Source organism: Chryseobacterium cucumeris, assembly GCF_001593385.1.
In the GTDB taxonomy this organism is placed as follows: Bacteria; Bacteroidota; Bacteroidia; order Flavobacteriales; family Weeksellaceae; genus Chryseobacterium; species Chryseobacterium cucumeris.
This window is the reverse complement of the sequence record NZ_LUVZ01000001.1, coordinates 1,183,891-1,210,010: the sequence shown is the minus strand read 5'-3', so window position 1 is coordinate 1,210,010 and position 26,120 is coordinate 1,183,891. Positions and strand designations below refer to the sequence as shown.

The 26,120-nt window shown below is 36.7% G+C and carries 15 protein-coding genes; 9 read left to right on the top strand and 6 right to left on the bottom strand.

Annotation, left to right across the window (positions count from 1 at the left end; genetic code table 11):
• The first annotated feature begins 233 nt into the window (after positions 1 to 233).
• From dnaE to A1704_RS05345, 4 genes are all read left to right on the top strand, one after another.
• Positions 234 to 4,901 (top strand): DNA polymerase III subunit alpha, encoded by a 4,668-nt coding sequence (dnaE, locus tag A1704_RS05360; RefSeq protein ID WP_062671161.1) that lies wholly within the window; start codon positions 234 to 236, stop codon positions 4,899 to 4,901.
• A gap of 343 nt (positions 4,902 to 5,244) precedes the next feature.
• Entirely contained in the window at positions 5,245 to 8,526 is a 3,282-nt protein-coding gene (locus tag A1704_RS05355) for a fibronectin type III domain-containing protein (protein WP_082798710.1), read from the top strand.
• 190 nt (positions 8,527 to 8,716) lie between these two features.
• Positions 8,717 to 11,428, top strand: coding sequence for a T9SS type A sorting domain-containing protein (locus tag A1704_RS05350; protein ID WP_157885749.1), 2,712 nt, complete (start codon positions 8,717 to 8,719; stop codon positions 11,426 to 11,428).
• A 168-nt stretch (positions 11,429 to 11,596) separates the two neighbouring features.
• The gene (locus A1704_RS05345) at positions 11,597 to 13,921 is read left to right on the top strand and encodes a GEVED domain-containing protein (RefSeq protein ID WP_082798709.1); all 2,325 of its coding nucleotides are present in this window, start codon (positions 11,597 to 11,599) and stop codon (positions 13,919 to 13,921) included.
• Between the two features lie 194 nt (positions 13,922 to 14,115).
• On the opposite strand, the gene A1704_RS24360 is transcribed toward A1704_RS05345, so the two are convergent.
• Entirely contained in the window at positions 14,116 to 14,274 is a 159-nt protein-coding gene (locus A1704_RS24360; RefSeq protein ID WP_156106430.1) for a hypothetical protein, read from the bottom strand.
• Positions 14,275 to 14,317: 43 nt separating this feature from the next.
• Complete coding sequence (locus tag A1704_RS05340; protein ID WP_062671154.1) at positions 14,318 to 15,145, bottom strand: ion transporter; 828 nt, start codon at positions 15,143 to 15,145, stop codon at positions 14,318 to 14,320.
• 250 nt (positions 15,146 to 15,395) lie between these two features.
• On the opposite strand from A1704_RS05340, the gene A1704_RS05335 reads away from it, so the two are divergent.
• From A1704_RS05335 to A1704_RS05325, 3 genes are all read left to right on the top strand, one after another.
• On the top strand, positions 15,396 to 16,244 hold the full coding sequence (locus tag A1704_RS05335; protein WP_062671152.1) for a hypothetical protein: 849 nt from the start codon (positions 15,396 to 15,398) through the stop codon (positions 16,242 to 16,244).
• Between the two features lie 125 nt (positions 16,245 to 16,369).
• Positions 16,370 to 17,467, top strand: coding sequence for a Nif3-like dinuclear metal center hexameric protein (locus tag A1704_RS05330; protein WP_062671150.1), 1,098 nt, complete (start codon positions 16,370 to 16,372; stop codon positions 17,465 to 17,467).
• 2 nt (positions 17,468 to 17,469) lie between these two features.
• Complete coding sequence (locus tag A1704_RS05325; RefSeq protein ID WP_062671149.1) at positions 17,470 to 18,246, top strand: zinc ribbon domain-containing protein; 777 nt, start codon at positions 17,470 to 17,472, stop codon at positions 18,244 to 18,246.
• Between the two features lie 324 nt (positions 18,247 to 18,570).
• Here A1704_RS05325 and A1704_RS05320 read toward each other — a convergent pair whose 3' ends face one another.
• Positions 18,571 to 19,230, bottom strand: a complete 660-nt coding sequence (locus A1704_RS05320; protein WP_131797473.1) for a hypothetical protein — start codon at positions 19,228 to 19,230, stop codon at positions 18,571 to 18,573.
• A 7-nt stretch (positions 19,231 to 19,237) separates the two neighbouring features.
• A complete protein-coding gene (locus tag A1704_RS05315; RefSeq protein WP_062671145.1) occupies positions 19,238 to 21,016 on the bottom strand; it encodes an AMP-dependent synthetase/ligase in 1,779 nt (592 codons plus the stop codon).
• 345 nt (positions 21,017 to 21,361) lie between these two features.
• On the opposite strand from A1704_RS05315, the gene A1704_RS05310 reads away from it, so the two are divergent.
• Complete coding sequence (locus A1704_RS05310) at positions 21,362 to 22,501, top strand: acyl-CoA dehydrogenase (RefSeq protein ID WP_062671143.1); 1,140 nt, start codon at positions 21,362 to 21,364, stop codon at positions 22,499 to 22,501.
• A 21-nt stretch (positions 22,502 to 22,522) separates the two neighbouring features.
• Positions 22,523 to 22,888, top strand: a complete 366-nt coding sequence (locus tag A1704_RS05305) for a hypothetical protein (protein WP_034695305.1) — start codon at positions 22,523 to 22,525, stop codon at positions 22,886 to 22,888.
• Positions 22,889 to 23,155: 267 nt separating this feature from the next.
• Here A1704_RS05305 and A1704_RS05300 read toward each other — a convergent pair whose 3' ends face one another.
• Both A1704_RS05300 and A1704_RS05295 read right to left on the bottom strand, forming a co-directional pair.
• Positions 23,156 to 24,100, bottom strand: coding sequence for a DUF4349 domain-containing protein (locus A1704_RS05300; protein WP_062671141.1), 945 nt, complete (start codon positions 24,098 to 24,100; stop codon positions 23,156 to 23,158).
• A gap of 356 nt (positions 24,101 to 24,456) precedes the next feature.
• The gene (locus tag A1704_RS05295; RefSeq protein ID WP_062671139.1) at positions 24,457 to 26,052 is read right to left on the bottom strand and encodes a peptide chain release factor 3; all 1,596 of its coding nucleotides are present in this window, start codon (positions 26,050 to 26,052) and stop codon (positions 24,457 to 24,459) included.
• Between the last annotated feature and the right edge of the window lie 68 nt (positions 26,053 to 26,120).

Sequence of the window (26,120 nt, the reverse complement as noted above, 5' to 3'; positions counted from 1 at the left end):
CTTCTGTTTTATCTCTGCCCAATAGGAAAAGATAAATGAATTTTGGAGAATTATAATAATTGAAGGAGCTTTAAGGTACTGTTATTATTCTATTGATGGGTTAAAATTTTTTATTGATAATTTCAATACCAGGTTTCAAAAATGTTGATTGTTTATCTTGTTGAATTCAGACTGTAATTAGAAAAAATGAAGTAACTTTACATTCTCTTTTTATAAAAAAGTTAGAACATTATATGTATTTAATTTTTGACACAGAAACAACCGGTTTACCAAAAAATTTCAACGCTCCGCTTTCAGACTCGGATAACTGGCCAAGAATGGTTCAGATTGCATGGCAGGTACACGATGATGATGGAAACTTGATTGAAAACCAGGATTATATCATAAAACCTGAAGGGTACGATATTCCCTTCAATGCAGCACGTATTCACGGGATTACAACCAAAATTGCCAATGAAGAAGGACGGGATCTGCAGGAAATTCTTGAAGAGTTTTCTAAAGTCCTTGAAAGGGTAAGGGTGGTTTCCGGACATAATGTAGAATTCGACTATAATATTGTAGGAGCAGAATTTTATAGAAAAAATCTGAAAGATAATCTTCAGGAAAAACCCAAAGCAGATACCATGATTTTGGGGACTGACTTCTGCCAGCTGGGCGGAGGCCGGGGAGGCCGTTTTAAACCTCCAAAACTTGAAGAACTGTATGAAAAACTTTATGGGAGCAAATTTGATGAAGCCCATAATGCTGCTGCCGACGTAAATGCTACTGCCAGAGCTTTCTTTGAAATGGTAAGAATTGGAGTAGTACCGGCTGAGACATTAAAGATTTCAGAAGATCAGCTTGCTTATTTCAGAAGCCTTTATCCGGATCCTATTAAGCCTTTCAATATTGTGATCAGAAGGCAGGTCGCTGATTTTCATAATAAGAAAAAACAACAGGATTTCGGAAGTATTGATGAAATTGATTTAGGAAAATATTTCAATTTTGATAATCACAGTGTTTTCTCTACACTTACCGCTACTTCTAGCATCAATGATTTGATTAAAAAAGCTACTGATGAAAACTTCCCTGCTGTCGGTATGGTGGATCTGGGAAATATGATGGGAGCTTTCAAGTTTGTGTCAGCAGTTGAGAGTGCTAATGGTGACAGGGCAAAGAAACATAAAGAATACCTGGCGAAAAAGCAGGAAGCAGAAGAAAACGGAACGGAATTTAATGAAGCTGAACCTGTTTCCGAACCACTTATCCCGGTTGTAGGTTGCGAATTTTATATTTCAGAACGTTATGAACAAAAGCAATTTACCAAGGATGATCCGGACAGGAGAACCCAGGTAGTGCTTTTGGCAAAAGATTTCAATGGTTATAAAAATCTGGCAAAGCTTTCCAGTATCGGATTTTTGAAAGGTTTCTATTTTGGGGTTCCAAGGGTAAGCAGAGAATTGATTGCGCAGTATAAAGAAGGAGTCATTGCTTTGACTTCCGGAATTATGGGAGATATTCCTGATGCGATTTTAAATACCGGTGAACAGAAAGGGGAAGAGCTTTTCAAATGGTGGAAAGATACCTTTGAGGATGATTTTTATGTTCAGATTCAGAATCACAAACTGCCTGAAGAAGAGCATTTGAATGAAGTTCTTTTGTATCTGGCTGATAAATATGATGTTAAAATTCTTGCTCAGAACGAGACTTTTTATACCAATAAAGATGATTCTAATATCCAGGACATTGTAAGCTGCATCAAAGATGGTGAAAAGCTGACAACGCCTATTGGAAAGGGATTCGGTAAAAGAAGAGGGTTAGCAACAGGTGAATATTTTATTAAAAATTCTGATGAAATAAAAGAAGCCTTTCTAGCGTATCCTGATGCTTTTGATGCCTATGAAGAATTTACGGCAAAGTTTAAACCATATACTTTAAAAAGGGACGTTCTCCTTCCAAAATTTGATATTCCTGAAGAATTTATCCATCCGGAAGATGAGGTAGACGGAGGAAAAAGAGGGGAGATGGCTTATCTTACCTATCTTACTTATGAAGGAGCGAAAAGAAGATATGAAGATACAGGCATTACTGATGAAATTAAAGAACGACTGGACTTTGAGCTTGAAGTAATTGCCAATACCGGTTATCCGGGATACTTCCTTATTGTACAGGATTTTTGTAATGAAGCTCGTAAGATGGGGGTTTGGGTTGGTCCTGGAAGGGGGTCAGCTGCGGGATCTGCGGTGGCTTACTGTATCGGAATTACCAACGTAGACCCTATTAAATATGATCTCCTTTTTGAGAGATTCCTGAATCCTGAAAGGGTTTCCATGCCCGATATTGATATCGACTTTGATGATGAAGGACGAGATAAAATTATCAAATGGGTAGTTGAAAAATACGGAAAAACTCAGGTGGCACAGATTATCACATACTCCGTGTTGGGAGGAAAATCTGCCATTAAAGATGCCGGAAGAGTTTTGGATGTCCCAATTCCCGACACGAACAATATTGCTAAATTGATTCCTCCGAGTCCGGGGATGAACATTGCGAAAGCTTTAGCAAAATATGATAAATTAAAGCCGGAAGAACAGATGCTCGTTGATGAAATGAGATATGTTCTTGATACTCCTGATGATGCGAGACATGGAGTTTTGGCAAGCGCCAAAAAGATGGAAGGTTGTATCAGGAATACCGGGATTCACGCCTGTGGTGTAATCATTACGCCGGAAGATGTGAGTAACCTGGTTCCGGTGACTATTGCAGCGAAAGATGCAGATATCCTGGTGTCACAGTTTGATAACTCAGTGGCGGAAAGTGCGGGGCTTCTGAAGATGGATTTCCTGGGGTTGAGAACTCTGACTATTATTAAGGATGCATTGAAGCTGGTAAAAGCAAGATATGATATTGATATTGATCCGGATCTTATTCCTCTTGATGATGCTAAAACATATCAGCTATTTAAAGAAGGAAGAACAGTAGGGATTTTCCAGTATGAAAGTCCAGGGATGCAAAAATACATGAGGGAGCTTAAACCAACGGTTTTTGCCGATCTCATTGCCATGAACGCATTGTACCGTCCGGGGCCTATTAAATACATTCCAAACTTCATCAACAGAAAGCATGGAATTGAAGAAATTGTCTACGATTTACCGGAAACAGAAGAATATTTAAAGGAAACATACGGGATTACCGTTTATCAGGAGCAGGTAATGCTTTTGTCTCAAAAACTGGCCAACTTTACCAAAGGTGAAGCCGATACTTTGAGAAAAGCGATGGGTAAAAAGCAGATCGATGTTCTTAATAAAATGTACCCGAAATTCATTGAAGGAGGGAGAAAAAATAACCTGAATGAGGAGAGATTAGAGAAAATCTGGAACGACTGGAAGGCCTTTGCAGAATACGCCTTTAACAAGTCTCACTCAACCTGTTATGCGTTTATTGCTTATCAGACTGCCTATTTAAAAGCGAATTATCCGGCGGAATATATGGCGAGTGTAATGAGTAATAACATTAACAATACGGATGCAATTACCATGTTCATGGAAGATTGTAAAAGTATGGGAGTTGATGTATTAGGACCGGATGTAAATGAATCTCAATACAAGTTCTCCGTAAACGAAAAGGGGCAGATCCGTTTCGGATTGGGAGCAATCAAAGGAATTGGTGAAGGACCGAGTGAATGTATTACAAGAGAAAGAGAGAACGGAAGATTTAAAAATATTTACGATTTCTTCGAAAGAATAATGCCTTCCCAGATGAACAAAAGAGTAGCGGAAAGTTTGGTGCTTGCCGGAGCTTTTGATGAACTGGATTCTTTCCACAGAGGACAGTATTTTGACATTGATATGGCTGGAAAGACCAATCTTGAAAGGCTTATCAGATACGGGCAGAGCTTCCAGGAAAGTAAAAATGAGATGGAACATTCTTTATTTGCAGATTTTGCGGAAGAAGTTCAGATTGAGCAGCCGAAATTGGCACCTTGTCCGGAATGGCCAAATATGCATAAACTTAATAAAGAAAAGGAGATTATCGGTTTCTATCTTTCTGCCCATCCGCTGGATGAATTTAAATATCAGTTCCAGTTTATGCAGGGGCGGCTTTCTAAAAAATCTGTTCTTGAGAAAAATGAGGAAGATAAAGTAGTTACGGATGAAACACCCGTATTGGAGAAGGATGCTCAGGATGATGCTGTAGATCTTATAGAAATTGTCTCAGATGATGTAGTGGCTGGTGAAGAGGAAGTAGTGGAGGAAGTGACTAAAAAAGCAGAACCAAAAGGAAATTTCTTATTCCTGAATCTGGATGAGGTAGATGCTTATAAAGAACAGGCTTTTTCTAATAAACAGGAAGAGTTGTTTGAAGAGAAAAAGAAAGACTGGAAAACGCTTCAGAAAGAAAGAGAAAATGGCGGCGGAGGAAAAGAATATACTGTAGCTGGTCTTATTACTGAATACAGAGTTCAGGATGGTTTCAGGAGTGGTGAGAAAGTAGCTTTTGTTACGCTCGAAGATTATTCAGGATCATATTCATTCAGGTTGGGAGACAGAGATTATATGAGGCTGAAGGAGAAACTGGAAGTTCAGAGATTTGTTATTTTTAAAATAAAATTTGCTCAGGTAAAAGATGGAAGAGTCTTCGTGAATGTAAATGATGTGATAGAACTTCAGGAAGCATTTGAACGGTTTGCAAAAAGTATATCTTTAGTAATGGATGTAATGGATGTAAGACCTGAGGATCTTGACTTTTTCAGAACAGTTCTCGACAGAAACAAAGGAAATCAAAAACTGAAATTCTTTATTAAAAATCTCGAAGATGACTCCCATATTGAAGTGCAGTCTATGAAGCATTCGGTGGATCTTAATGGAGATTTGATTAAAGAAATTCAACTTCTTAATAAATATGAGTTTTATTTAAACTAAAAAATACTTAATAATATAAAAGAGTGGCTTAGGTCGCTCTTTTTTTGTTTGCTATTTGATGATATTGATGAAAAATTTTAAATATTTATTTATGTTAAATAGAAAAATTTTCTGAAGTCTATTTTGGTTGTATAGTATTTAAGTATTTGATTTTCATGTGATTATTATTTTTCAATATATTGCGAAATAATTGTTAAATTTAAATAAATGTTTAGTTTTTTTATGTTTTAATGGTGGTTTTAGTTGTTTTCGCGTAAAAAATTATGATAATTTTTAATATTTCGTTTAAAAATTAAATTAATATTTATACATTTACCGCCCAAACTATTATTATTACTATTTTATGAAGAAATTACTACTTTCGTGTTTAGCCTCCCTGAGTATGGGAGTCTATGCACAAACCAATGTTGCCAACTATACTTTTTCAAAAAGTACTGGGGTAGCTTACACCTCGATTACAGGAGGTACAAAATTATTTCCTACCGGAACCAATACTACTTATGACAATGAAGTATCCGCGGCAATTCCTCTGTCTTCTCCTTTTAATTTCGGCGGCGTTTCTATGACTACATGTTATATAAGTGCCAATGGATTTATAACTTTTGGAGCTGCTCCTTCAGGGACAAATTATACTCCAATGTCATCTTTAGGAACAACTACAGGAGCAATTTCCGCTTTTGGACAGGATGGAGGTTTCTCATCATCGGATGCAACACAGCCGCCTGGAAATCATGAAGTAAGATATGAGGATCTGGGGACTGAATTTGTTGTGCAGTGGCAGGATCATGCTAATTATAGTAACCGGTCTACCGAAAGATTGAACTTTCAGATCCGTCTGGTGTATGCTACAGGTGAAATCAAAATTATTTATGGAAACTGTACAGACCCGGGAACCAGTACCTCAAATAGTACTCCTCAGGTAGGAATAAGAGGAAACAGTACTACTTACGCATCCAATGTAAATTCTCTGATGATTGGAAATGTACCGAACGGAACTACCTGTGATTGGTCTAAAGCAGTTACTGGTAGTGCTAATAACAGTACTATGCTTTTCTCCAGTACAACCAATGCAAACGTTAAAATTCCGGCAGGTTTACAATATAAATGGACCCCTGGTACGCAGGCGCCTGTAAGAACTTTTGCTGCTGCAACCGGAATCACCAATAGTGCTGCAACTGTAAACTGGACCGCTCCAACCGGGGCAACCGGCTATAATGTTCAGTATAGAGCAGTTGGAAGCTGCGATTGGACAGATCTTGTGGGTAATCCCGTTTCTGCTGCTTCTGCTACAATTGCAGGTCTTACTCAGAATACGGCCTACCAGGTTCAGGTACAGGCTTTAAATGGTGCAGTACAATCCGTGTATTCTCATATTCCAAATGCAGCCGGATCCGGAAGCGGATATGTGTCTGCAGGATCTTTTTCAACTACACCGAACTGCGCAAGTACAGTAACCGGCCTTTCTTCTGCTGCTCTGACTCCTGAATCTGCAACGATAAGCTGGACGGCGTCAACAACGCCTCCGGGTAATGGATATGAATATTATTATTCTACCAATTCAACTGCTCCGATTTCAACAGTTACTCCTTCGGGGTCTGTAGGTGCAGGGGTAACAACAGCTAACTTATCAGGTTTGACTCCTTCAACTCAGTATTACTATTGGGTGAGAGGAAACTGTAACGGAACAGATAAAGGGGTATGGTCAAGCTCGGCTAACTTTACAACATTAGGTCTTTGTCCTACAGTAACAGCTCCGGCTTCCAGCGCTACAGGAGTAAGTGTAACTCCTACCATTACATGGACTGCCATAAATGGTGCTGCAGGATATAAACTAAAAGTCGGAACCACTTCAGGAGGAAATGATGTTTTAGATATGGATATCGCGGGTGGAGCTAGTAATTCTTATACGATCACTACACCTCTCAACTTTGCTACTACATATTATTACTCTGTTACTGGCTACACTGCCAATATTACAGGTCCTGCAACAGCATGTACAGTAAGGTCATTCCAGACAGTGTGTAGCTCAACTGGCTTACCATATACTTTAGATTTTGAAAGTGTTACTACTCCGGCTTTACCGACTTGTACAACAGTTATTAATAGCGGTTCCGGGAATTTATGGAAAACAGCAACTGCTCCAACCGGATTTACAGGGAAAGTACTTAATTATTCATACAACAGTAGTAATGCTGCCAATACATGGTTCTTTACCCAAGGTTTAAACCTTACAGCGGGCGTTAGCTATAGAATTAAATATAAATATGCAAACGCAACCGGTACAACACAATATCCTGAAAAAGTAAAAGTAGCGTACGGATCTTCTCCTGCAAGTTCGGCGATGACGAATACCATAGCAGATCATGGTAATATTACCGGTGGAACTGTTACAAATACTTTTACAGACTTTACGCCAAGCGCAACAGGAGTTTATTATATCGGATTCCAGGCATATTCTCTTGCAGATATGAATCAAATCTATGTTGATGATATCAATATAGATGTTACTCCTACTTGTTCAGAGCCATCTGCTGTTACAGTTTCAGCGATTACAACTACTGGAGCAAGTGTTTCATGGACAGCTCCTGCCACAGCACCTGGAAGTGGATATGAGTATTACTATTCTACAAGCAGTACAGCTCCTACCGCTTCTACAACAGCTTTGGGAACCAGTACTACAACTTCAGCTCCTCTATCCGGACTTTCTCCTTCTACTACCTATTATTTATGGGTGAGATCGGTTTGCAGTTCTTCTGATAAGAGTGCATGGAGTTCTACTGTTGCTGTTTTCAATACACTTTGTGGAACAGTTATGGCACCTTTTGTTCAAAACTTTGATAGTGGAGCAGCGCCAAACTGCTGGAACAATGTAAACCCTACAGCAACAGGTACGGATGCAACTCTTTTTTGGAAATTTGCAGGAAGTGCAGATTATGGTGCAAGTCCGGCTAATAGCCAAAAAGCAGCTGGTACCTATGCATGGGTGGATGCGAGTTCGCCATATGCAGGAGCTGGTGTAAATACTGTACAATTAGTTACTCCTTCTGTAAATTTAACGGGATTAACTGCGCCAATTGTTTCTTTTGACTGGTTTAAAAACCATTCTATGTCAAGTGGTACTACAGTTTCCCCTTCTACTTATGATAATAATAAACTTACGGTAGAGGTAAATGATGGAAACGGTTGGGTAGTGATCTTTAGTGATAATACCAACTTAAATCAATGGAGAACCGTTGCTGTTCCTTTAGCAGCTTCTTATATCGGAGCAACTATTCAGGTGAGGTTTACTGTAGATAAAAACGTGAGTGGTAACGGATACTTCTATGATGATGTTCTTTTAGATAATGTGGAAGTAAAGCAGAATCCTAATTTGGCAACTTCTGAAACTGCAATAAAAGAGAATAAGCTTACTGTATACCCTAATCCGTTTACAGATAGATTAACGATCTCTGATGTATCCAAAGTACAATCTGTTTCAATTGTTGATGTTTCCGGAAGATTGATTAAAACAATAGAAAAACCTTCTTCTGAACTTCAGTTGAGAGATCTTAAAGAAGGATTGTATTTAGTAATTCTGAATATGAAAGACGGATCTAAACAAACGATTAAAGCGATTAAAAGATAAAATGTATTAATTATATAACATGAAACGACAGCTAAACAGCTGTCGTTTTTTTATTTTTAATTTTTTTAAAAAGGTGTTTTGAATTTATTGTAAATTCGTGGACGTATTAATAACCAAAAACTTATACATGAAGAAAATTTTATTTTTATGCTTACTTATAGTAAGTATAGCACTAAATGCTCAAATCAATTTGGGGGAAGGGAGTACAGCTACCGGAAATCTTCCGGTTAGTAATGCTTTTACTTCCTATTCTCAGCAGATTTATACAAAACAAGAGATAAATACGGATGCAGCGGGTAGTATTACCGGTCTCAAATTTTATGTAACACCTTCTGCTAACATGGGCTATGCAGGAAAATGGGATGTTTATCTGGGACATACCACGAAGACCACTTTTTTTGTTAATGATAACTGGATTCCGACTGGGCAGATGATAAAGGCTTATTCAGGTTGGGTTACTAATACAAATGGTGTGATAGATATTACTTTTACGACGCCATTCCCATACGACAATGCTCAGAATTTAGTAATTGGAATTCATCAAAAGATGTTTAATGATATTCCTCCAAATCAATTTTTTGTCTATAATACCATAGAAGGAGGGGCGGTTACTAATTCTCCAGCTTATTCGAATGACCCTTCAACAATTCCTGCGGGAGCACTTTTGTCTTATAAGCCTGTAGTTGGTCTTAAAGGTTTGTTGCCGAGTGTTTTACCTGTGTGTCCTGCAGTTTCTTACCCTTTTAATAATGCAATACTTTTACCCACATCCCCGGTTTTTACTTGGGCTGCATCACAAGGAGCAACAGGTTATAAAGTTTCTATAGGGACTACTCCGGGAGGAACAGATGTGGTTAACCAGCAATCAGTTGTTACAACCAGTTTTACTCCATCATCTCCGCTATCAGTTTATACTACTTATTATTTTAGTGTAAAAGCTGTTGGGGTTGCGGGTGAATCTTCAGGTTGTACCAATATCAAATTTTCGACAGGAGCATTGCCACCATCTAATGATGAATGTACAAATGCCATAAATTTAACGGTTAATCCAAATATAGATTGTGTAAGTGTAACTTCTGGGACAACTTTGATGGCATCTGGATCGGGCACTGTTCCGAATTCCTGCAATACTTCTTACAGTCATAACGATGTCTGGTATAAATTTACAGCTACTGCTTCCACGCATATGGTTAAATTAAATAATATAACTTCTGTAGGAGCGGTAAATGATAAAAGTGTATATTTTCAGGTATTTAAGGGGAGTTGTGGAAACTTGTCAAGTGTTTCATGTTCTGGTAGTAATGCGCTTTCAATTATAAGTGGCCTTATTTCAGGTGAAACGTACTATGTAAAAGTATATAGCCTTATGTGGCAGAATGTTGCTCAGAATTTTGACATATGTGTAGTAACATTTCCTCCGGCGCCCTCCAATGATGAATGTGGAAATGCAATAGATTTACCTGTCAATCCTGATCAGAATTGTGTAAGTGTTACTAATGGAACCACCGTTTCTGCAACAAATAGTTTGCCAACAGCAGCTTGCTATAACACTCCTAATAATGATGTTTGGTTTAAATTTACAGCAACAAGCTTTAAACATATTATTAAGTTAAGTAATATTGTCTCTAAAATTCCTACTGCCAGTAATTCTTCTGAGTTGTATTTTCAGGTTTATAAAGGTAGCTGTAATAATCTAACGAGTCTTTCCTGCTCTTATCTGAATGCTTTGGCTGTAGATAGTCTTATACCGGGAGATACTTATTATGTAAGGGTTTATAGTAGGTTCGGAGGGTTATCGACTGCAATTAATTTTGATATATGTATAGCAACAGATGCTACGCCACCGCCTCCCAATGATGAGTGTATAAATGCAATTACTTTGCCTGTAAATCCTGATTTGAATTGTTCTGTTGTAACTGCTGGAAGTACCATGGGGGCTACAGCATCGAATATATCAGCTCCTATATGTCATGATGTAGCAAAACCAGGAGATGTATGGTTTAAATTTACGGCTACTGCAACAGGTCATTTGATTCGTTTGAAAGATTTGGTTTCCCTTGGGGTGCAGCAGGGTACTGAAACTTATTTTCAGCTTTTTAGTGGTGATTGTGGTAATCTTACAATTGTTAGGTGTTCGCTTTTGGCGGGTGAGGCTTCTGGGCTTACAATAGGTCAAACTTATTATATAAGGGTGTTTAATATTAGATATCCAAGTGAAGTAGTTGGATTTAATATATGTATTGGGACATTGCCTCCGGTTCCAGTTAATGATAGTTGTTCAGGAGCTTTGGTAGCATCTGTGTTTCCTTATGTTTACTCGCAAACAGATGCTGTAGCTTCAACTAATAATAATGGATTTATTACAGCTTGTGGTTCGGGTATGAATGATGGTACATGGTTTAAATTTACAGGGGATGGTTCTACACATAAAGTTTACGTATCCCCTATAGGAAATGGAAATCCTCGGGTAGGAGTATATAAAGGTGACTGTGGAAATTTAACCTGTGTTACTAAGGGTGGTCATTCGGGATCAATATATTTTAATACTGTTCCGGGAACTGTATATTATGTTAATGTTGGAGATGGAAATCCCACTCATGACATTGTAGAATCTCCTTTTACGATTACTATTTCAAGGGGGACTTTGGGGGTTTCTGAAGTTTCTAAAAACGGAGAAAGTATAGAGGTTTATCCAAATCCATTTAAAGATATCCTGAATATTGTAAAACCACATAACGTAAAATCAGTTTCCATTCTTGATTCTTCCGGAAGATTGATGAAAACCATTGATAATCCTTCTTCTGAACTTCAATTAAGAGATCTGAAACAAGGAATGTATTTTGTAGTATTAAATATGAAAGACGGATCTAAACAAACGGTTAAGGCAATTAAAGATAAATAATTTATTTTAAAAATAGAAAAAAGAGACTGTTCAATTTGAGCAGTCTCTTTGTTTACAAGGGGGATTATCTTTTGTTGAAAGAAAATTTATATTTGTTGTCATATGATGAAAAAAATATTTTTTTTATTGCTGATTTTCACTAGATTTGATTAACTAATACTGATTTATATGAAAAATTTTTTACTCGTTGGTTTCTTAATAACTGGCTTTTTATCCTCCGCGCAAACCTATTGTACGCCTGCTTTCGCTAGTGGCTGTAGTGGCGGGGATATGATAGATACTTTTGCAATTCCGGGTGCCGGATTTGATCATTCTAATACAGGTTGCTCTACTAATGCTTATGGAGATTATACTTCTATGACGATTAATCTCAGTGCAGGTTTAAGTTATGATTTTAGCGTTAAACATGATTACAGTGATCAGAATGTTCGTATCTGGATTGACTTCAATAACGATGGAACTTTTGATGATGCAGCTCCGGAGCTTGTGGCTTCTGCAAGCAGTACACTTATAGGAGGGAATGATATTACCGCAGGGCTTATCACAATTCCTTCAACTGTAACTCCAGGTACTTACAGAATGAGAGTAGGGGATAGATTCTCCGGAGATCCTATTCCTTGTAATACAGACGGATATGGAGAGGCTCATGATTATACAGTAGTAATTGGGGCGGTTCCGACTTGTTTTGCTCCGTCTGCTTTAACAGTATCTGCTGTTACTGCCAATTCAGCTCAGTTAGGATGGACAGCTCCGTCTTCTGCTCCAGGAAGTGGTTATGAATATTATTACTCAACTTCCAGTACATATCCTACTGCTGCGACAGTAGTTTCCGGGTCTATCAATGGATTGACTGCAAATCTACCTTCTCTTGCACCAGCCACTACTTACCATGTCTGGGTACGTTCTGTATGCAGTGCTTCTAATAAGAGTGCATGGTCTCAAATGGCTACATTTATGACTTCGTGTGTTGCTGTGGGAGTGCCTTATGCATTGGATTTCGAAAGTATAACTCCACCAGATATACCAACTTGTACCTCGGTAGTGAATGATGGGGCAGGAAATATATGGGAAACAGGTGATCTGGATGCTCAGGGATTTACAGGAAATGTTCTTCAGTATTCATATGACTATGCAGAGAATGCGAATACCTGGTTTTTTACCAACGGAATTAATCTTACTGCAGGAGTGACTTACAGAATTAAATATAAATATGCCAATGCGGAAGGAACCGTATATGCTGAAAAACTGAAAGTAGCCTATGGGACTTCAGCTACCAGTGCAGGAATGACTAATACATTAGCAGACCACTCGGATATTGTGATCAGCACTGCAACAAGTTCTTTTACGAACTTCACACCAACAACTACGGGAGTATATTATTTTGGATTCCAGGCCTATTCTGATGCTAATATGAATAAATTATACGTTGATGATATTAATATAGATGTTGCACCGGCTTGTAGCGAACCTAATGCATTAGCTGTTTCAAATATTACCGCTGGAGGAGCTACAGTTTCCTGGGCAGCAGCCACTCCGGTTCCGGCTAACGGCTATGATATTTATTACAGTACAACGAATACAGCACCTACGGCAACAAGTACACCTAACTTTACAGGAGTTACAGCAACCACTTATAATATTCCAGGCTTAGCTGCTTCCACTCCTTATTACGTATGGGTGAGATCTGCCTGTAGCGCAACAAGTAAAAGTATATGGAGTGATTCTGCTACGTTTACAACATTATGTTCAAGTACGAATCTTCCTTACACGATAGATTTTGAAAACGTTACTGTTCCAGATCTACCTGGTTGTACAAATAATGTTAATGCGGGAACAGGAAATGATTGGGTAACAATGGATCCTCCTTCCGATAGCCAGGGATTCACCACCAATGTGTTGAAATACCAGTATAACTCTTCCAATTCTGGTAATGCATGGTTCTTTACACAAGGATTGAATTTGACAGCAGGAGTGCAGTATACTATTAGTTATAAATATGGTAATAACTCATCAACCTATGTCGAAAAATTGAAGGTAGCATACGGAACTTCACCAGCTGCAGCTGCTATGACAGGTTCTATTGCAGATTATCCTTCAATCAATGATGAAATGGCACATACAGAATCTATAACGTTTACTGTACCTACAACAGGAGTATATTTCTTTGGATTTAATGCTTATTCAGATCCAGACCAGTATAATCTGTATATTGATGATATCAGTATTAATAACGCAAATCTGGCAACAGCTGAAGTTGCTAAAGCGAAAAATAATATCCAGCTTTATCCTAATCCATTTACGGATGTATTGAATATCTCTGATGTGAAAAATGTAAAAAATGTAATGGTGACAGATGCGACAGGAAGATTGGTGAAAACTATTACCAACCCTGAATCTATAATCCATTTAAGAGATCTGATGCAAGGAGTTTATTTAATAACACTTGAAATGAAAGACGGATCTAAGCAGACTATTAAAGCTATAAAAAAATAATTCATCATTTAAATAAAAAAGGGAGGCGGGTCATTGATGATCCGTCTTTTTTATGGAGATTGAATAGAATCTTATTAATCGTATGAATGAAAAAAGATGAGCAAAATATTTCACTCATCTTTTTTATTTTATCCTGTGGCCGTTATCGATTATCGAATATTTTCCATCACATATTGCCCAGCATACATCACTCATCATTTATTGGGTACAGGCTGTATTTCTCCTTTATTCATAAGGTCAAATACGGTAGGGAAGAACATTGCTAATATAAAATAGATGATGATCATAAGCACAATCAGTGCAAAAAGAATAATCACTAAGCTATTGGGTCTGTTTTTCTTTTTTGGTTCCATGATTTTGTGGTATTTAGTGAATAAATTTTACTTATACCAGATGTTAAGCTAATTTCTTGCCACATTTCTTGCAGTATCTTGCATCATCATCAATATCTTCATTGCCACAACGTTCACATACCATTTCCAGGTTCTGTCTTTTGTTTCTCATTTCGGCTGTTACAATACCGGTAGGAACTGCAATAATGGAATAACCTGCCAGCATGAGAATAACTGCAAAGAATTTTCCTAAAGGCGTTATAGGTGATACATCACCGTAGCCTACAGTAGTTACCGTAACAACTGCCCAGTAGATGGATTGAGGTATTGTTTCAAAGCCCTGTCTTCCGCCTTCTACCATGAACATAAGTGATCCTACAATCACAGAGAATATAATCAGGAATAAAAGGAAAATATAAATCTTTCTCGAACTGTTTTTCAGAGCCCGCACAATAAAATACCCGTCATTCATAAAATCAAGCAAGTTGAAAATTCTGAACACTCTCAGCATTCTCAGCATTCTGAAAATCAGGAAATATTTAGTAACAGGGAAAATAAAGCTTAGATAAAAAGGAACAAGAGCAAGGAAATCTATAATTCCGAAAAAACTGAATATATAATTCTTTTTGTTTTTTACCACCGCAATCCGCATAGAATATTCTGCTGTAAAAAAAATAGAGATGATCCATTCAAGAATCAGAAAGGTATAATGGAATCTTTTATCAAGCTTTGGTACGCTTTCCATCATAATAATAGCAGTACTGGCAAGAATCAATGACAATAATATGATGTCGAACAGTTTTCCAAGCTTCGTATCGGAGCGATAAATTATCCGGTAAAGGAATCTTTTCCATAGAGTATCCTCAGGAATCAGATTATGTTCTCTTTCCATTTATATAAGGTTATTTCACAGCGAAGTTAATAATTTCTATAATGTATACGGTAAATATATGATTGTTAAAAGAATCTTGCAAATGTTAAAAGAAAATCTATCATTAAAAAGTGAATTATTTAGTATTAATTGTATGGTTTTCAATGTGTTATATTTAGTAAAATACGAATAAAATATGACATATAAAAATTAAATTTTTAACATTTTTTTCATCCAAGTTTGTAATTTTATTCTACAAAAGCTTTATATCATGAGAAAAATTTTAACCTTGTTTATTCTGTTTTTTATAAACAGTTTTGTTAACGCTCAGGTTGGGATTAATACTTCAGCACCGAATGGGGCTTCAGTACTGGATATAGTTTCCAACCAAAAAGGAATTCTTATTCCTCGTCTTACAGATACTGACCGGGATACCAACCTGGCTGATAATGACGTTTCCACAGTACCTCCTGCAGGTGTGGTAAACCCTAACCTTACTGCAGGAACCCTTATTTTTAATACGACAACAAATAACTTCCAGTATTGGGACGGTACCCTCTGGAGACAGCTTTTTGTTCCCACATCTTCTCAGGCTGGTAACGATGGTGTCGTTAAAATCAATTCTGGAAACGCAAATGTAAAACCCTCATTCAGTTTAAGTGCAGCAGGAAGCGGCTACGGCCCAAGACAACAGGTACTTTATGCTACTCCGTTAGTATTTGCCGCAAGCCCTACTACAAGCTGGCCGGAAACCACTGTTCCATTTCCCGGAGTAACCAGTAATATCTATATCTCGGCAACTGGTAAATGGCGAGAAAATGAAATTTACGGGCAAGTACATGTATGGAGAGTAATTGCTACCATCACTCCAGGATCCAATTCTTCAGGATCTATAAAAGCTACTTTTAAAAATCCTGATTCAGGCTTTGAAATTAACTCTATCCAGCTGGTTCCGAGTGGTTCCAGTGGAACGGGTAACATTCTTACCTTTTATTTCTATACCATTGCAGACCCTGCGAGTCTTGATCCGGGAAGAGGATATCAGCTTTTTATGGAGTCTGATATCAACTGTAGTGTTGTTGTGGAATCCTTTACAAGAGTATCTCTTTTCAAAGATTAACAGTGTTACTTTATTCTTTTTTAATATCAAAATAAAACCGGTTTATGAAAGCCGGTTTTTTTATGGGGTTGGAAATTTTTACCGTAAAATTAATATCTTCGCTGTAACTGTAAAATATAAAATTAATGAAGCTAAAAACTGTAATTGCAAAGATTGAAGAGGAAATAAGTATCAGACAGGCAGAAGATTTTGATAACGTAGGATTGCTGTGCGGGGTTTACGACCGTGATGTATCAGGAATTCTGGTTTGCCATGATGCATTGGAAAATGTGGTTGATGAAGCTATTGAAAGAAACTGCAATCTGATCGTATGCTTTCATCCCATTATATTTTCCGGATTAAAATCTTTAACAGGGAAGAACTACGTAGAGAGAGCTGTTTTAAAAGCTATTGAAAATAAAGTAGCTATTTATGCCATCCACACTGCATTTGATAATGATTTCTTTGGAGTGAACCATGGGATATGCAGTCAGTTGGGATTAAAGAATATGAAAATTCTGCAGCCTAAAGAAAATAATTTAAAACAGTTAACGGTTTTTGTTCCCAAAGACTATTCAGAAAAAGTAAAAGAAGCTATGTTCTCTGCCGGAGCTGGAAATATCGGATTTTATGACGAATGCAGTTTTACAGTGAATGGTAACGGAACATTCAGGCCTGCAGAAGGTTCAAATCCGTTTTCAGGACAACAGGGAATTCGCGAAAATGCAGATGAAGATATGATTTCTGTGATATTTGAAGGTTTTAAACAAGGGCAGATTGTAGGCGCAATGAAGACAGCGCATCCTTATGAAGAAGTAGCTTATCAGATTTATAATCTGGATAATAAAAATCATCATGCCGGCTTGGGAATGTATGGAGATCTTGAAGAAGAAATGGATGAAAAAGATTTCCTTGGATTGGTAAAAGAAAAATTTGGTTTGGAAGTGATTAAACATTCCTCTTTTAACAATAAAAAAATCAAAAGAGTAGGGGTTCTGGGAGGATCTGGGGCAAGTGGAATACGATCTGCAGCTGCCAGGAAATGTGATGCTTACCTTACCGGAGACCTCAAATATCACGACTATTTTCTGGCTGAGTCTAAAATGCTGATCTGTGATATTGGACATTATGAATCAGAACAATTTGTTAGTCAACAATTATTTGAAATTTTATCACAAAAATTTAGTACATTTGCAATTTCAAAATCTATTGAAAAAACAAACCCAGTAAATTATTTCATTTAAATATGGCAAAAACCAACGATATTTCAGTTGAAGAAAAATTAAGAGCTTTATACGATTTACAGATCATTGATTCAAGATTGGATGAAATCCGAAATACTAGAGGAGAATTGCCAATTGAAGTTGAAGATCTTGAGATTGAGATTGAAGGTCTTGAAAAAAGAGCTGAAAAATTTCATGCTGATATCAAAGATCAGGAGGATCAGATCAAAACAAAGCATGAAGTGATTAACCATGCTAAAACTTTAATTGAGAAATACAAATCTCAGCAGGATAATGTAAGAAACAATAAAGAGTTTGAAGCATTAGGGAAGGAAATTGAATTCCAGGATCTGGAAATTCAGCTTGCTGAAAAAAGAATTAAAGAGTTCGGAGCTAAAATTGCTCACAAAAACGAAACTTTAAGCGAACTGAACTCTAAGATCGATGATTTGAAAAGCCATTTGAAATTCAAGAAAGAAGAATTGGATGGTCTGATCTCTGAAACGCAGAAAGAAGAAGAATATCTTTTAGAGCAGTCTAAAGAATTCGCAGGTAAAATTGATGAGAGATTATTAGCTTCTTACAACAGAATCAGAACCAACTCTATCAACGGTCTTGCTGTAGTAGGATTAGAAAGAGGAGCTCCAAAAGGATCATTCTTCACTATCCCTCCTCAGAAGCAAATGGAAATTGCTCAGAGAAAGAAAATCATCATTGATGAGCACTCTGGAAAAATCCTTGTTGATGATGAATTGGTAATGGAAGAAAACGAAAAAATGAAATCTGTAATTAAATTCTAATTATTGATTTTATAACATACAAAAGCTGTTTCAAAAATGAAGCAGCTTTTTTTTATCTGAACTGATCTAAACATAGCAGTACAATTTAATCAGAGTCTTTGTCATTCCGAAGAATCTCGGCTCTTTTTTCGACATAGCATGGATTCATACGGAATGACGGTGATAGTGTTGTAATTGATTAAAAAACTAAATGATGGGGATCAGTAGGAACGGGCTTTAGCTTGTTTAATCAAAATAAAATTTTAGCCAAAACTATAGAAATATCCGAAATAAAATACTTTGTTATAAATAAAAAGTTATTCTTCAATCTATTTTATTAATATATTACTCTTTCTTGTTTCCATAATGAAAGTTAATCTCCTTACACAGTTTGATGATTGCTGTTTTTCCAGACGGTTTGAAACCAGTAAAGGAATACTCATTATCTGTTCCCTTATTAAATATTTTATGTGTTCTGGCGGGAATTTCAATTTCTGTAATCGAAGTGTTACAGCTTAAACAAATACTGATCTGATTGATTTTTTTATTGCCTTTAAAAAATACTAATCCCAGATGAGGTTGAAAACATGCCGCAGAGCTTTCACCATAGCTTGAATTTTTTGCTAAAGCAGATAAGATCTGATCAGCTTGTTTTTGAGTCAGAAACTGTTGTTTCAAGATCACAGGTGTAAATTTTCCTTTTCTATCAATAGGATTAGGATAGGTCTCTTCGTCACCAGCAAAATCATAAGCAATAATTTTATCATAATCAAGCTTGTTAAAAGGAACCCCGTTTTTTACATTGGGTTTTATGGTTTCAGCAGTTTGAATATAATCATTCAATGTTTTCTCTTTTAAAGTGGAATCTGACAAAAGTTGTGGAATTTCAATTTTTTTCTCAGATATTGATTTTGTGTTTTCTATCTGTTGTTTACATGAAAACATAAAAAATACCAATCCTACAAAAGTGGATTGGTAGATGAATCTATGCTTACATAATTTCATTGAATAATTAATCATGATGATCGTACATCTTATTATACAAAGCAATAAATTTCTCTTTTACGGCCTTTCTTTTCAGTTTTAAAGTTGGAGTAAGCAGTCCGCTTTCAATGCTCCATACCTCAGGAGTAAGTTCAATTTTTTTGATTTTTTCCCAATTTCCAAGGTGTTCATTGATACCTTCTATTTCTTTTTCAATTCTTTGTTTAAGTTCAGGGCTTTTTGCAATCTCTTCAGGTGTGGAACCGATGTTGAGATTGTTTCTCAGAGCCCAGTTTTTAGCAAATTCAAAATCAGGCTGTACCAAAGCACACGGCATTTTCTCACCGTCACCTACCACCATGATCTGCTCTATGAATTTTGAAGCTTTCGCTAAGTTCTCAATAGTCTGAGGAGCAATATATTTTCCTCCGGAAGTTTTGAACATTTCTTTCTTACGGTCAGTGATCTGTAAAAATCCGTCGCTGTCTATATGTCCGATATCTCCGGTTTTAAAGAATCCATCCTCTGTAAAGGCTTCTTTTGTCATTTCCTCATTCTGGAAATAGCCTTTAAATACGGACGGTCCTTTTACTGTAATCTCCCCGTCTTCCTGAATTTTAACTTTTAAATTATCCAATGGAACTCCTACGGTTCCCACTCTCATTTTATCAAAGCTATTAACTGAAATTACAGGGGAAGTTTCTGTTAAGCCATAGCCTTCCAGAATTGGAATGCCAGCATTCTGGAACATCAGGTTGAGCCTTGTAGATAATGCTGCAGATCCTGAAACCAAAGTCACGATTTCACCACCTAAACCTTCTCTCCATTTAGAAAATACAAGCTTGTCAGCAATAATTTCCTGAAGTCCGGACGGTTTTGAAATGGTTTTCTTTTTGCTAATCAGATTCAGGGCCCAGAAGAATATTTTTGATTTTAAACCTCCGGCTGAAGATCCGGTATTATAGATTTTGTCATATACTTTTTCTACCAGTCTTGGTACTACAGTCATATAATGAGGTTTCACTTCTTTTACGTTTTCACCCATTTTTTCGATGCTTTCAGCAAAATAAAGAGAAAAACCATTGTACTGATAAAGATAGAACAACATTCTTTCAAAAATATGACAGATAGGAAGGAAACTTAATGCTCTGGCATCTTTGTAATCAAAGCCTCTCTTTTTTGGAATTCTTGGAATAGATCCCAATATGTTTGAAACAATATTATTGTGCGTCAGCATTACTCCTTTCGGTCTTCCTGTAGTTCCGGAAGTATAAATAATAGTTGCAAGATCTTCTGTGTTGATTGCGTTAGAAAGGTCTTCTACTTCAATTTGGGTAGATTCATCCTTACCCAGATCCAGAATTTCTCTCCAGTTGGCTGCTCCACTGATAGTATCAAAAGTAAAAATTCCCTGTAAGCTCGGAATATTGTGTTTTACTTTCATTACTTTATTCAAGAGCTCTTTATCAGAAACAAAACAATACTGAATTTCAGCATTATTGAAGATAAATTCATAATCTTCAGGAGAAATACTTGGATAAACCGGTACTGAAACAACGCCGATCTGAGAAAGTCCAAAATCCATGATAGCCCATTCTGTACGGGAATTGGTTGTAATCAAAGCAATTTTATCACCTGGTTTTATACCAAGTTTCAATAATCCTCTGGATATCTTATTTCCCTCATTAATAAACTCCTGTGTAGAAGTTTTTTTCCACTCCCCATGATATTTGGTTACAAACATATCCGTTTTAGGATATTTTTCTAAAGCATAGTGTGGAATATCGAATAATCTCTTGATCGTCATGATTTTTTACGTAATTTATAAAGAAATTTAAATATAAGCATTTTTTTTAATTGAAACCATCCGAAGGTAAGATTTAGAAATTAGTTAAATGCTTACCATAACAGTTTGAATCAAAAAGGAGGCCGGAAGCCCTGAAGTAGGGATTTTATATTTTCAATGATTCTTTTATAATGGTTTATTTTTCTCCAGGTTTTTTATATTGCCTTCTTAACCAATTATCCGGAATCCCGAAACTGGTATCCGCCATCAATAAATCTCCCCAAACCTGCCTTTTTCCCGTTTTTAATTTATTTTTTCAGATTTGCTTAAAAAGTGTAAATTTACGGCTATCTAATTATTTTTTTTATGGACTTTAATTTATCGGAAGAACAGCTGATGATTCAGCAGGCAGCAAGAGACTTTGCACAGAACGAACTTTTACCTGGAGTGATTGAAAGAGACCGTGACCAGAAATTCCCTGCAGAACAGGTGAAGAAAATGGGAGAAATGGGACTTTTAGGAATGATGGTAGATCCAAAATACGGCGGTGCAGGTATGGATAGCGTTTCTTACGTACTTGCAATGGAAGAAATTGCAAAAGTGGATGCTTCTGCGGCTGTTGTGATGTCTGTAAACAACTCATTGGTTTGTGCCGGTCTTGAAAAATTCGCTTCTGAAGAGCAAAAAATAAAATATCTTACTCCACTGGCAAGCGGGCAGGTTATCGGAGCATTTGCATTATCTGAGCCGGAAGCAGGTTCTGATGCTACTTCTCAGAAAACTACTGCGGAAGACAAAGGAGATTACTATCTTTTAAATGGTATCAAAAACTGGATCACGAATGGTGGAACAGCTACTTATTATATCGTAATTGCACAGACAGATCCTGAGAAAAAACACAAAGGGATCAATGCTTTTATCGTTGAAAGAGGATGGGAAGGATTTGAAATCGGACCAAAAGAAGACAAATTAGGAATCAGAGGAAGTGATACTCACTCTTTGATCTTTAATAACGTAAAAGTTCCAAAAGAGAACAGAATTGGTGAAGACGGGTTCGGATTCAACTTTGCTATGGCAGTGTTGAATGGAGGAAGAATCGGTATTGCTTCTCAGGCGCTGGGTATTGCTTCAGGTGCTTACGAACTGGCATTGAAATATGCTAAAACAAGAAAAGCTTTCAAAACTGAAATCATCAACCACCAGGCGATTGCATTCAAATTGGCTGATATGGCTACTCAGATCACTGCTGCAAGAATGCTGTGCTTCAAAGCTGCGTGTGAAAAAGATGCAGGAAAAGATATCTCTGAAAGCGGAGCTATGGCCAAATTATACTCTTCTCAGGTGGCAATGGATACTACTATTGAAGCAGTACAGATCCACGGAGGATATGGATACGTGAAAGAATACCACGTAGAAAGATTAATGAGAGATGCGAAAATCACTCAGATCTATGAAGGAACTTCTGAAATTCAGAAAATCGTGATCTCCAGAAGCATCGCAAAATAACATTTATAAAACACACTACCTATGAAAAAATCTTTGTGGATCACCCTTGGGGTTGTATTGCTGCTACTGGGCGTATTTGTCTGGTATAAGTATTATTTTGTTTTCGGAGAAGGAGTAAAGTCCGGATACCTGAACTATGCGATGAAAAAAGGTTATGTTTTCAAAACTTATGAAGGCAAGCTGATTCAGGAAGGTTTTGGGAGGGGAAAAACAGGAACTATTACAAGCTATGAGTTTGAATTTTCCGTAGATGATCCCGAAGTTTTCAAACAATTGGAAACCAACAGCGGTAAAACTTTTGACCTGCATTACAAAGAGTATAATGGCGCACTTCCCTGGAGAGGAAACACAAAGTTCATTGTAGATAAAGTAGTGAATATGAAATAAAAACAAATAAGGCTCTCAATATGAGGGCCTTATTTTACACCAAATCACAAAATATTAATATATGAAATAAAATTTCCAAATTTATTTTTGAACCTTGTTTCACAACGAAGATTCTTTACATTTTGCTTATACTTAAAGTTAAGAGTTATTTTTCTAATAAGCAAGCACTTTCTTTTAACGTTTGATAAAATTAAACATTAGTATCGAACTTCTATTCTAAATCTCATTAAAAAATTATTAAAATCTATCCTGAGTAAAGATTGAAACTTAGTGAGAATCGTTATTAGGAATGTTTCTGTTCTTCTTTTTATAGAAATAATACCCAATGCCGGCAATCAGGAATAAAGGCCATAATGGAAGGATAAACAGGAATATGGAAGTAATAACATCCCAGCCGGATTCAATGGCAGCCAGTGATTTTCCACCAAAGGTTTTAAGCTCTGTTTCTGTTTTGGCTTTCTCACTGATATTTACACTGATTGTGCAGATGGTATTGTCTGCGTAGTTTCGTCCTGAAACCTGAATATCTTTTGTATCAATATCTCCAACATTGCTATTGATATCCTCCATTAACCCATCAAAATGCTGTATGGGAACTTTGATATCCAGACTGTATACTTTTTGATCCTCTCCGTGAGGACTGGCTGATTCCACATAAGATAGATTTTCACTTTTGATATAACCGTTATTTCTGTTCGCTTCTTCCCGGATAATTTCCTTTACCGTTTCCACATTCTCTGCGGTTATAGAAAGATATCCTGATTTTACCATTTTATCTTTAGGCATATTCAGTTCGTAACTGTCATTCTTAGGCTTTTCTTTATAAATGATTTTGGTTTCTTTAATAACCTTTGGAGCCGGAGCTTTTACTGCAATCTTTTCAGTCTTCTTTGTTATAGAATCTTTTTTCTCAATTTTTGATTCCAGTTTTGTATTGGCAATTTTATCCGATAAAGAATCTACCATTTTGGAAGTGTTCTCTATATTTTGCCGGATATCATTTTTTGTATTCTCAAAGTCTTTTATTTTAATACTTGCAGAATCCATAGCCTGGTCTACTGTTTTACTGGCATTTTCAACGGTTTCTGTAGCCACCGTAACCGCACTGTCCGCTGAATGGATGGCTTCATGTATTTTATCCTGTGTAGCTTCCGCTTTTTTACACATAAGGAAAGTGCTTGCTGCAGCAGTGAGTAAGATGAACTTTTTCATAAGATTAATTTTTTTGATGAAGTAAAATTACAAGGGAAGTTCTTGTAAAGATTGTAAATGAAATGTATTGTGCTGGTAAAATTATAAGTGTTGTATTTTCAATCTTTTGTATTCGTTTTACAAAAGATTTACAAAGTGTTTTTCTGATTTTGGGGTATTGAAATGATTCGAAAGCTTTGTCTTTTCACTAAATATTAGTTCGGAAATCTAAAAATTCTCATCCTCCGGAGTGGTGGCAAAAAATTGAAAAATTTTAGACGAGGTGGTTTCATACGATATATTATAAAAAAATCCGCAGAAAAATTCTGCGGACCTGTATTGTAAACAATTTTGCCTTTTTGCGATTTGTCTTTTATTTAATTTTCTCTGAACTCACTGATGAAGTGTAATTTCACATTCGGGAATTTCTCCTGCGTCATGTGAATCGTGAAAGAAGAATCTGCAAGGAATACCAATTGATTGTACTTATCTCTTGCCAGGAATCTCTGCTTTAATCTTGCAAATTCCTTGAATTCTTCAGACTTCTCATCAGCTTCTACCCAACATGCTTTGTGCATCGATAACGGTTCATAAGTACATTTTGCACCATATTCATGCTCTAAACGGTATTGGATAACTTCGTACTGAAGGGCTCCAACCGTTCCAATGATCTTTCTTCCATTCATTTCAAGCGTAAATAACTGCGCAACCCCTTCATCCATCAGCTGATCAATACCTTTCGCCAATTGCTTGGCTTTTAACGGATCGTTATTATTGATATAACGGAAATGTTCAGGAGAGAAGCTAGGAATTCCTTTGAAGCTTAATTTTTCGCCACCAGTTAATGTATCTCCGATTCTGAAACTTCCCGTATCATGTAAACCGACGATATCACCAGGGAAACTTTCTTCCACCACTTCTTTCTTATCTGCAAAGAATGCGTTAGGAGAGGAGAATTTCATTTTTTTACCTTCTCTTACCAGTAAGTAGTTTTCGTTTCTCCTGAATGTTCCTGAAACAATCTTTACGAATGCAAGCCTGTCTCTGTGCTTAGGATCCATATTCGCGTGGATTTTGAAAACAAATCCTGTGAAAGTGCTTTCCTCAGGTTTTACCAGACGCGTATCACTTTCTTTGGGCTGTGGCATTGGAGCAATATCAATAAAAGCATCCAATAATTCACGTACTCCAAAGTTATTTAAAGCAGAACCGAAAAATACCGGCTGAAGATCACCTTTCATATAATCGTCACGATTAAATTCAGGATAAACAGACTGGATCAGATCAAGCTCTTCTCTTAATGTTTTTGCCGCTTTTTCACCAATCACATCATCAATAGATGTGTCATTGATATCATCAAACTTAATAGAATCTCCAACTTTCTGTTTTTTCTCTTCTAAGAATAACTGAATATTATTTTCCCAGATATTATAAATTCCCTGGAAGTCACTTCCCATACCAATTGGTAAAGAAAGCGGACAAACTGTTAATCCTAATTTTTGTTCTACTTCATCCAAAAGATCGAAGGCATCTTTACCTTCACGGTCCAGTTTATTGATGAAAACCAGCATCGGAATGTTTCTCATTCTACAAACCTGAACCAGTTTTTCAGTTTGTTCCTCAACCCCTTTTGCAACGTCAATTACAACGATTACGGAGTCTACAGCAGTTAATGTTCTGTAAGTATCCTCAGCAAAGTCTTTGTGACCCGGAGTATCGAGAATGTTGATTTTGTGGTCTCTATATTCAAAAGCTAATACGGAAGTCGCTACAGAGATTCCTCTCTGTCTTTCAATTTCCATAAAGTCGGAGGTAGCTCCCTTTTTTATTTTGTTGGATTTTACCGCACCCGCTTCCTGAATAGCTCCTCCGAAAAGAAGAAGCTTTTCTGTAAGAGTCGTTTTTCCGGCATCCGGGTGGGAAATGATCCCGAAGGTCTTTCTTTTTTGTATTTCTTTGATTAAGTCTGACATATCGTATTTTGAAGTTGCAAAAATCGTGATTTTTTACGAGGTTTTCAAATTTAAATGAAGACAATATT

What these genes read in the sequence shown, in the direction of transcription:
- dnaE (WP_062671161.1), top strand. Translation starts at nt 234, where the DNA reads ATGTATTTAATTTTTGACACAGAAACAACCGGTTTACCAAAAAATTTC.
- A1704_RS05355 (WP_082798710.1), top strand. Translation starts at nt 5,245, where the DNA reads ATGAAGAAATTACTACTTTCGTGTTTAGCCTCCCTGAGTATGGGAGTC.
- A1704_RS05345 (WP_082798709.1), top strand. Translation starts at nt 11,597, where the DNA reads ATGAAAAATTTTTTACTCGTTGGTTTCTTAATAACTGGCTTTTTATCC.
- A1704_RS24360 (WP_156106430.1), bottom strand. Translation starts at nt 14,274, where the DNA reads ATGGAACCAAAAAAGAAAAACAGACCCAATAGCTTAGTGATTATTCTT.
- A1704_RS05340 (WP_062671154.1), bottom strand. Translation starts at nt 15,145, where the DNA reads ATGGAAAGAGAACATAATCTGATTCCTGAGGATACTCTATGGAAAAGA.
- A1704_RS05335 (WP_062671152.1), top strand. Translation starts at nt 15,396, where the DNA reads ATGAGAAAAATTTTAACCTTGTTTATTCTGTTTTTTATAAACAGTTTT.
- A1704_RS05330 (WP_062671150.1), top strand. Translation starts at nt 16,370, where the DNA reads ATGAAGCTAAAAACTGTAATTGCAAAGATTGAAGAGGAAATAAGTATC.
- A1704_RS05325 (WP_062671149.1), top strand. Translation starts at nt 17,470, where the DNA reads ATGGCAAAAACCAACGATATTTCAGTTGAAGAAAAATTAAGAGCTTTA.
- A1704_RS05320 (WP_131797473.1), bottom strand. Translation starts at nt 19,230, where the DNA reads ATGAAATTATGTAAGCATAGATTCATCTACCAATCCACTTTTGTAGGA.
- A1704_RS05315 (WP_062671145.1), bottom strand. Translation starts at nt 21,016, where the DNA reads ATGACGATCAAGAGATTATTCGATATTCCACACTATGCTTTAGAAAAA.
- A1704_RS05310 (WP_062671143.1), top strand. Translation starts at nt 21,362, where the DNA reads ATGGACTTTAATTTATCGGAAGAACAGCTGATGATTCAGCAGGCAGCA.
- A1704_RS05305 (WP_034695305.1), top strand. Translation starts at nt 22,523, where the DNA reads ATGAAAAAATCTTTGTGGATCACCCTTGGGGTTGTATTGCTGCTACTG.
- A1704_RS05300 (WP_062671141.1), bottom strand. Translation starts at nt 24,100, where the DNA reads ATGAAAAAGTTCATCTTACTCACTGCTGCAGCAAGCACTTTCCTTATG.
- A1704_RS05295 (WP_062671139.1), bottom strand. Translation starts at nt 26,052, where the DNA reads ATGTCAGACTTAATCAAAGAAATACAAAAAAGAAAGACCTTCGGGATC.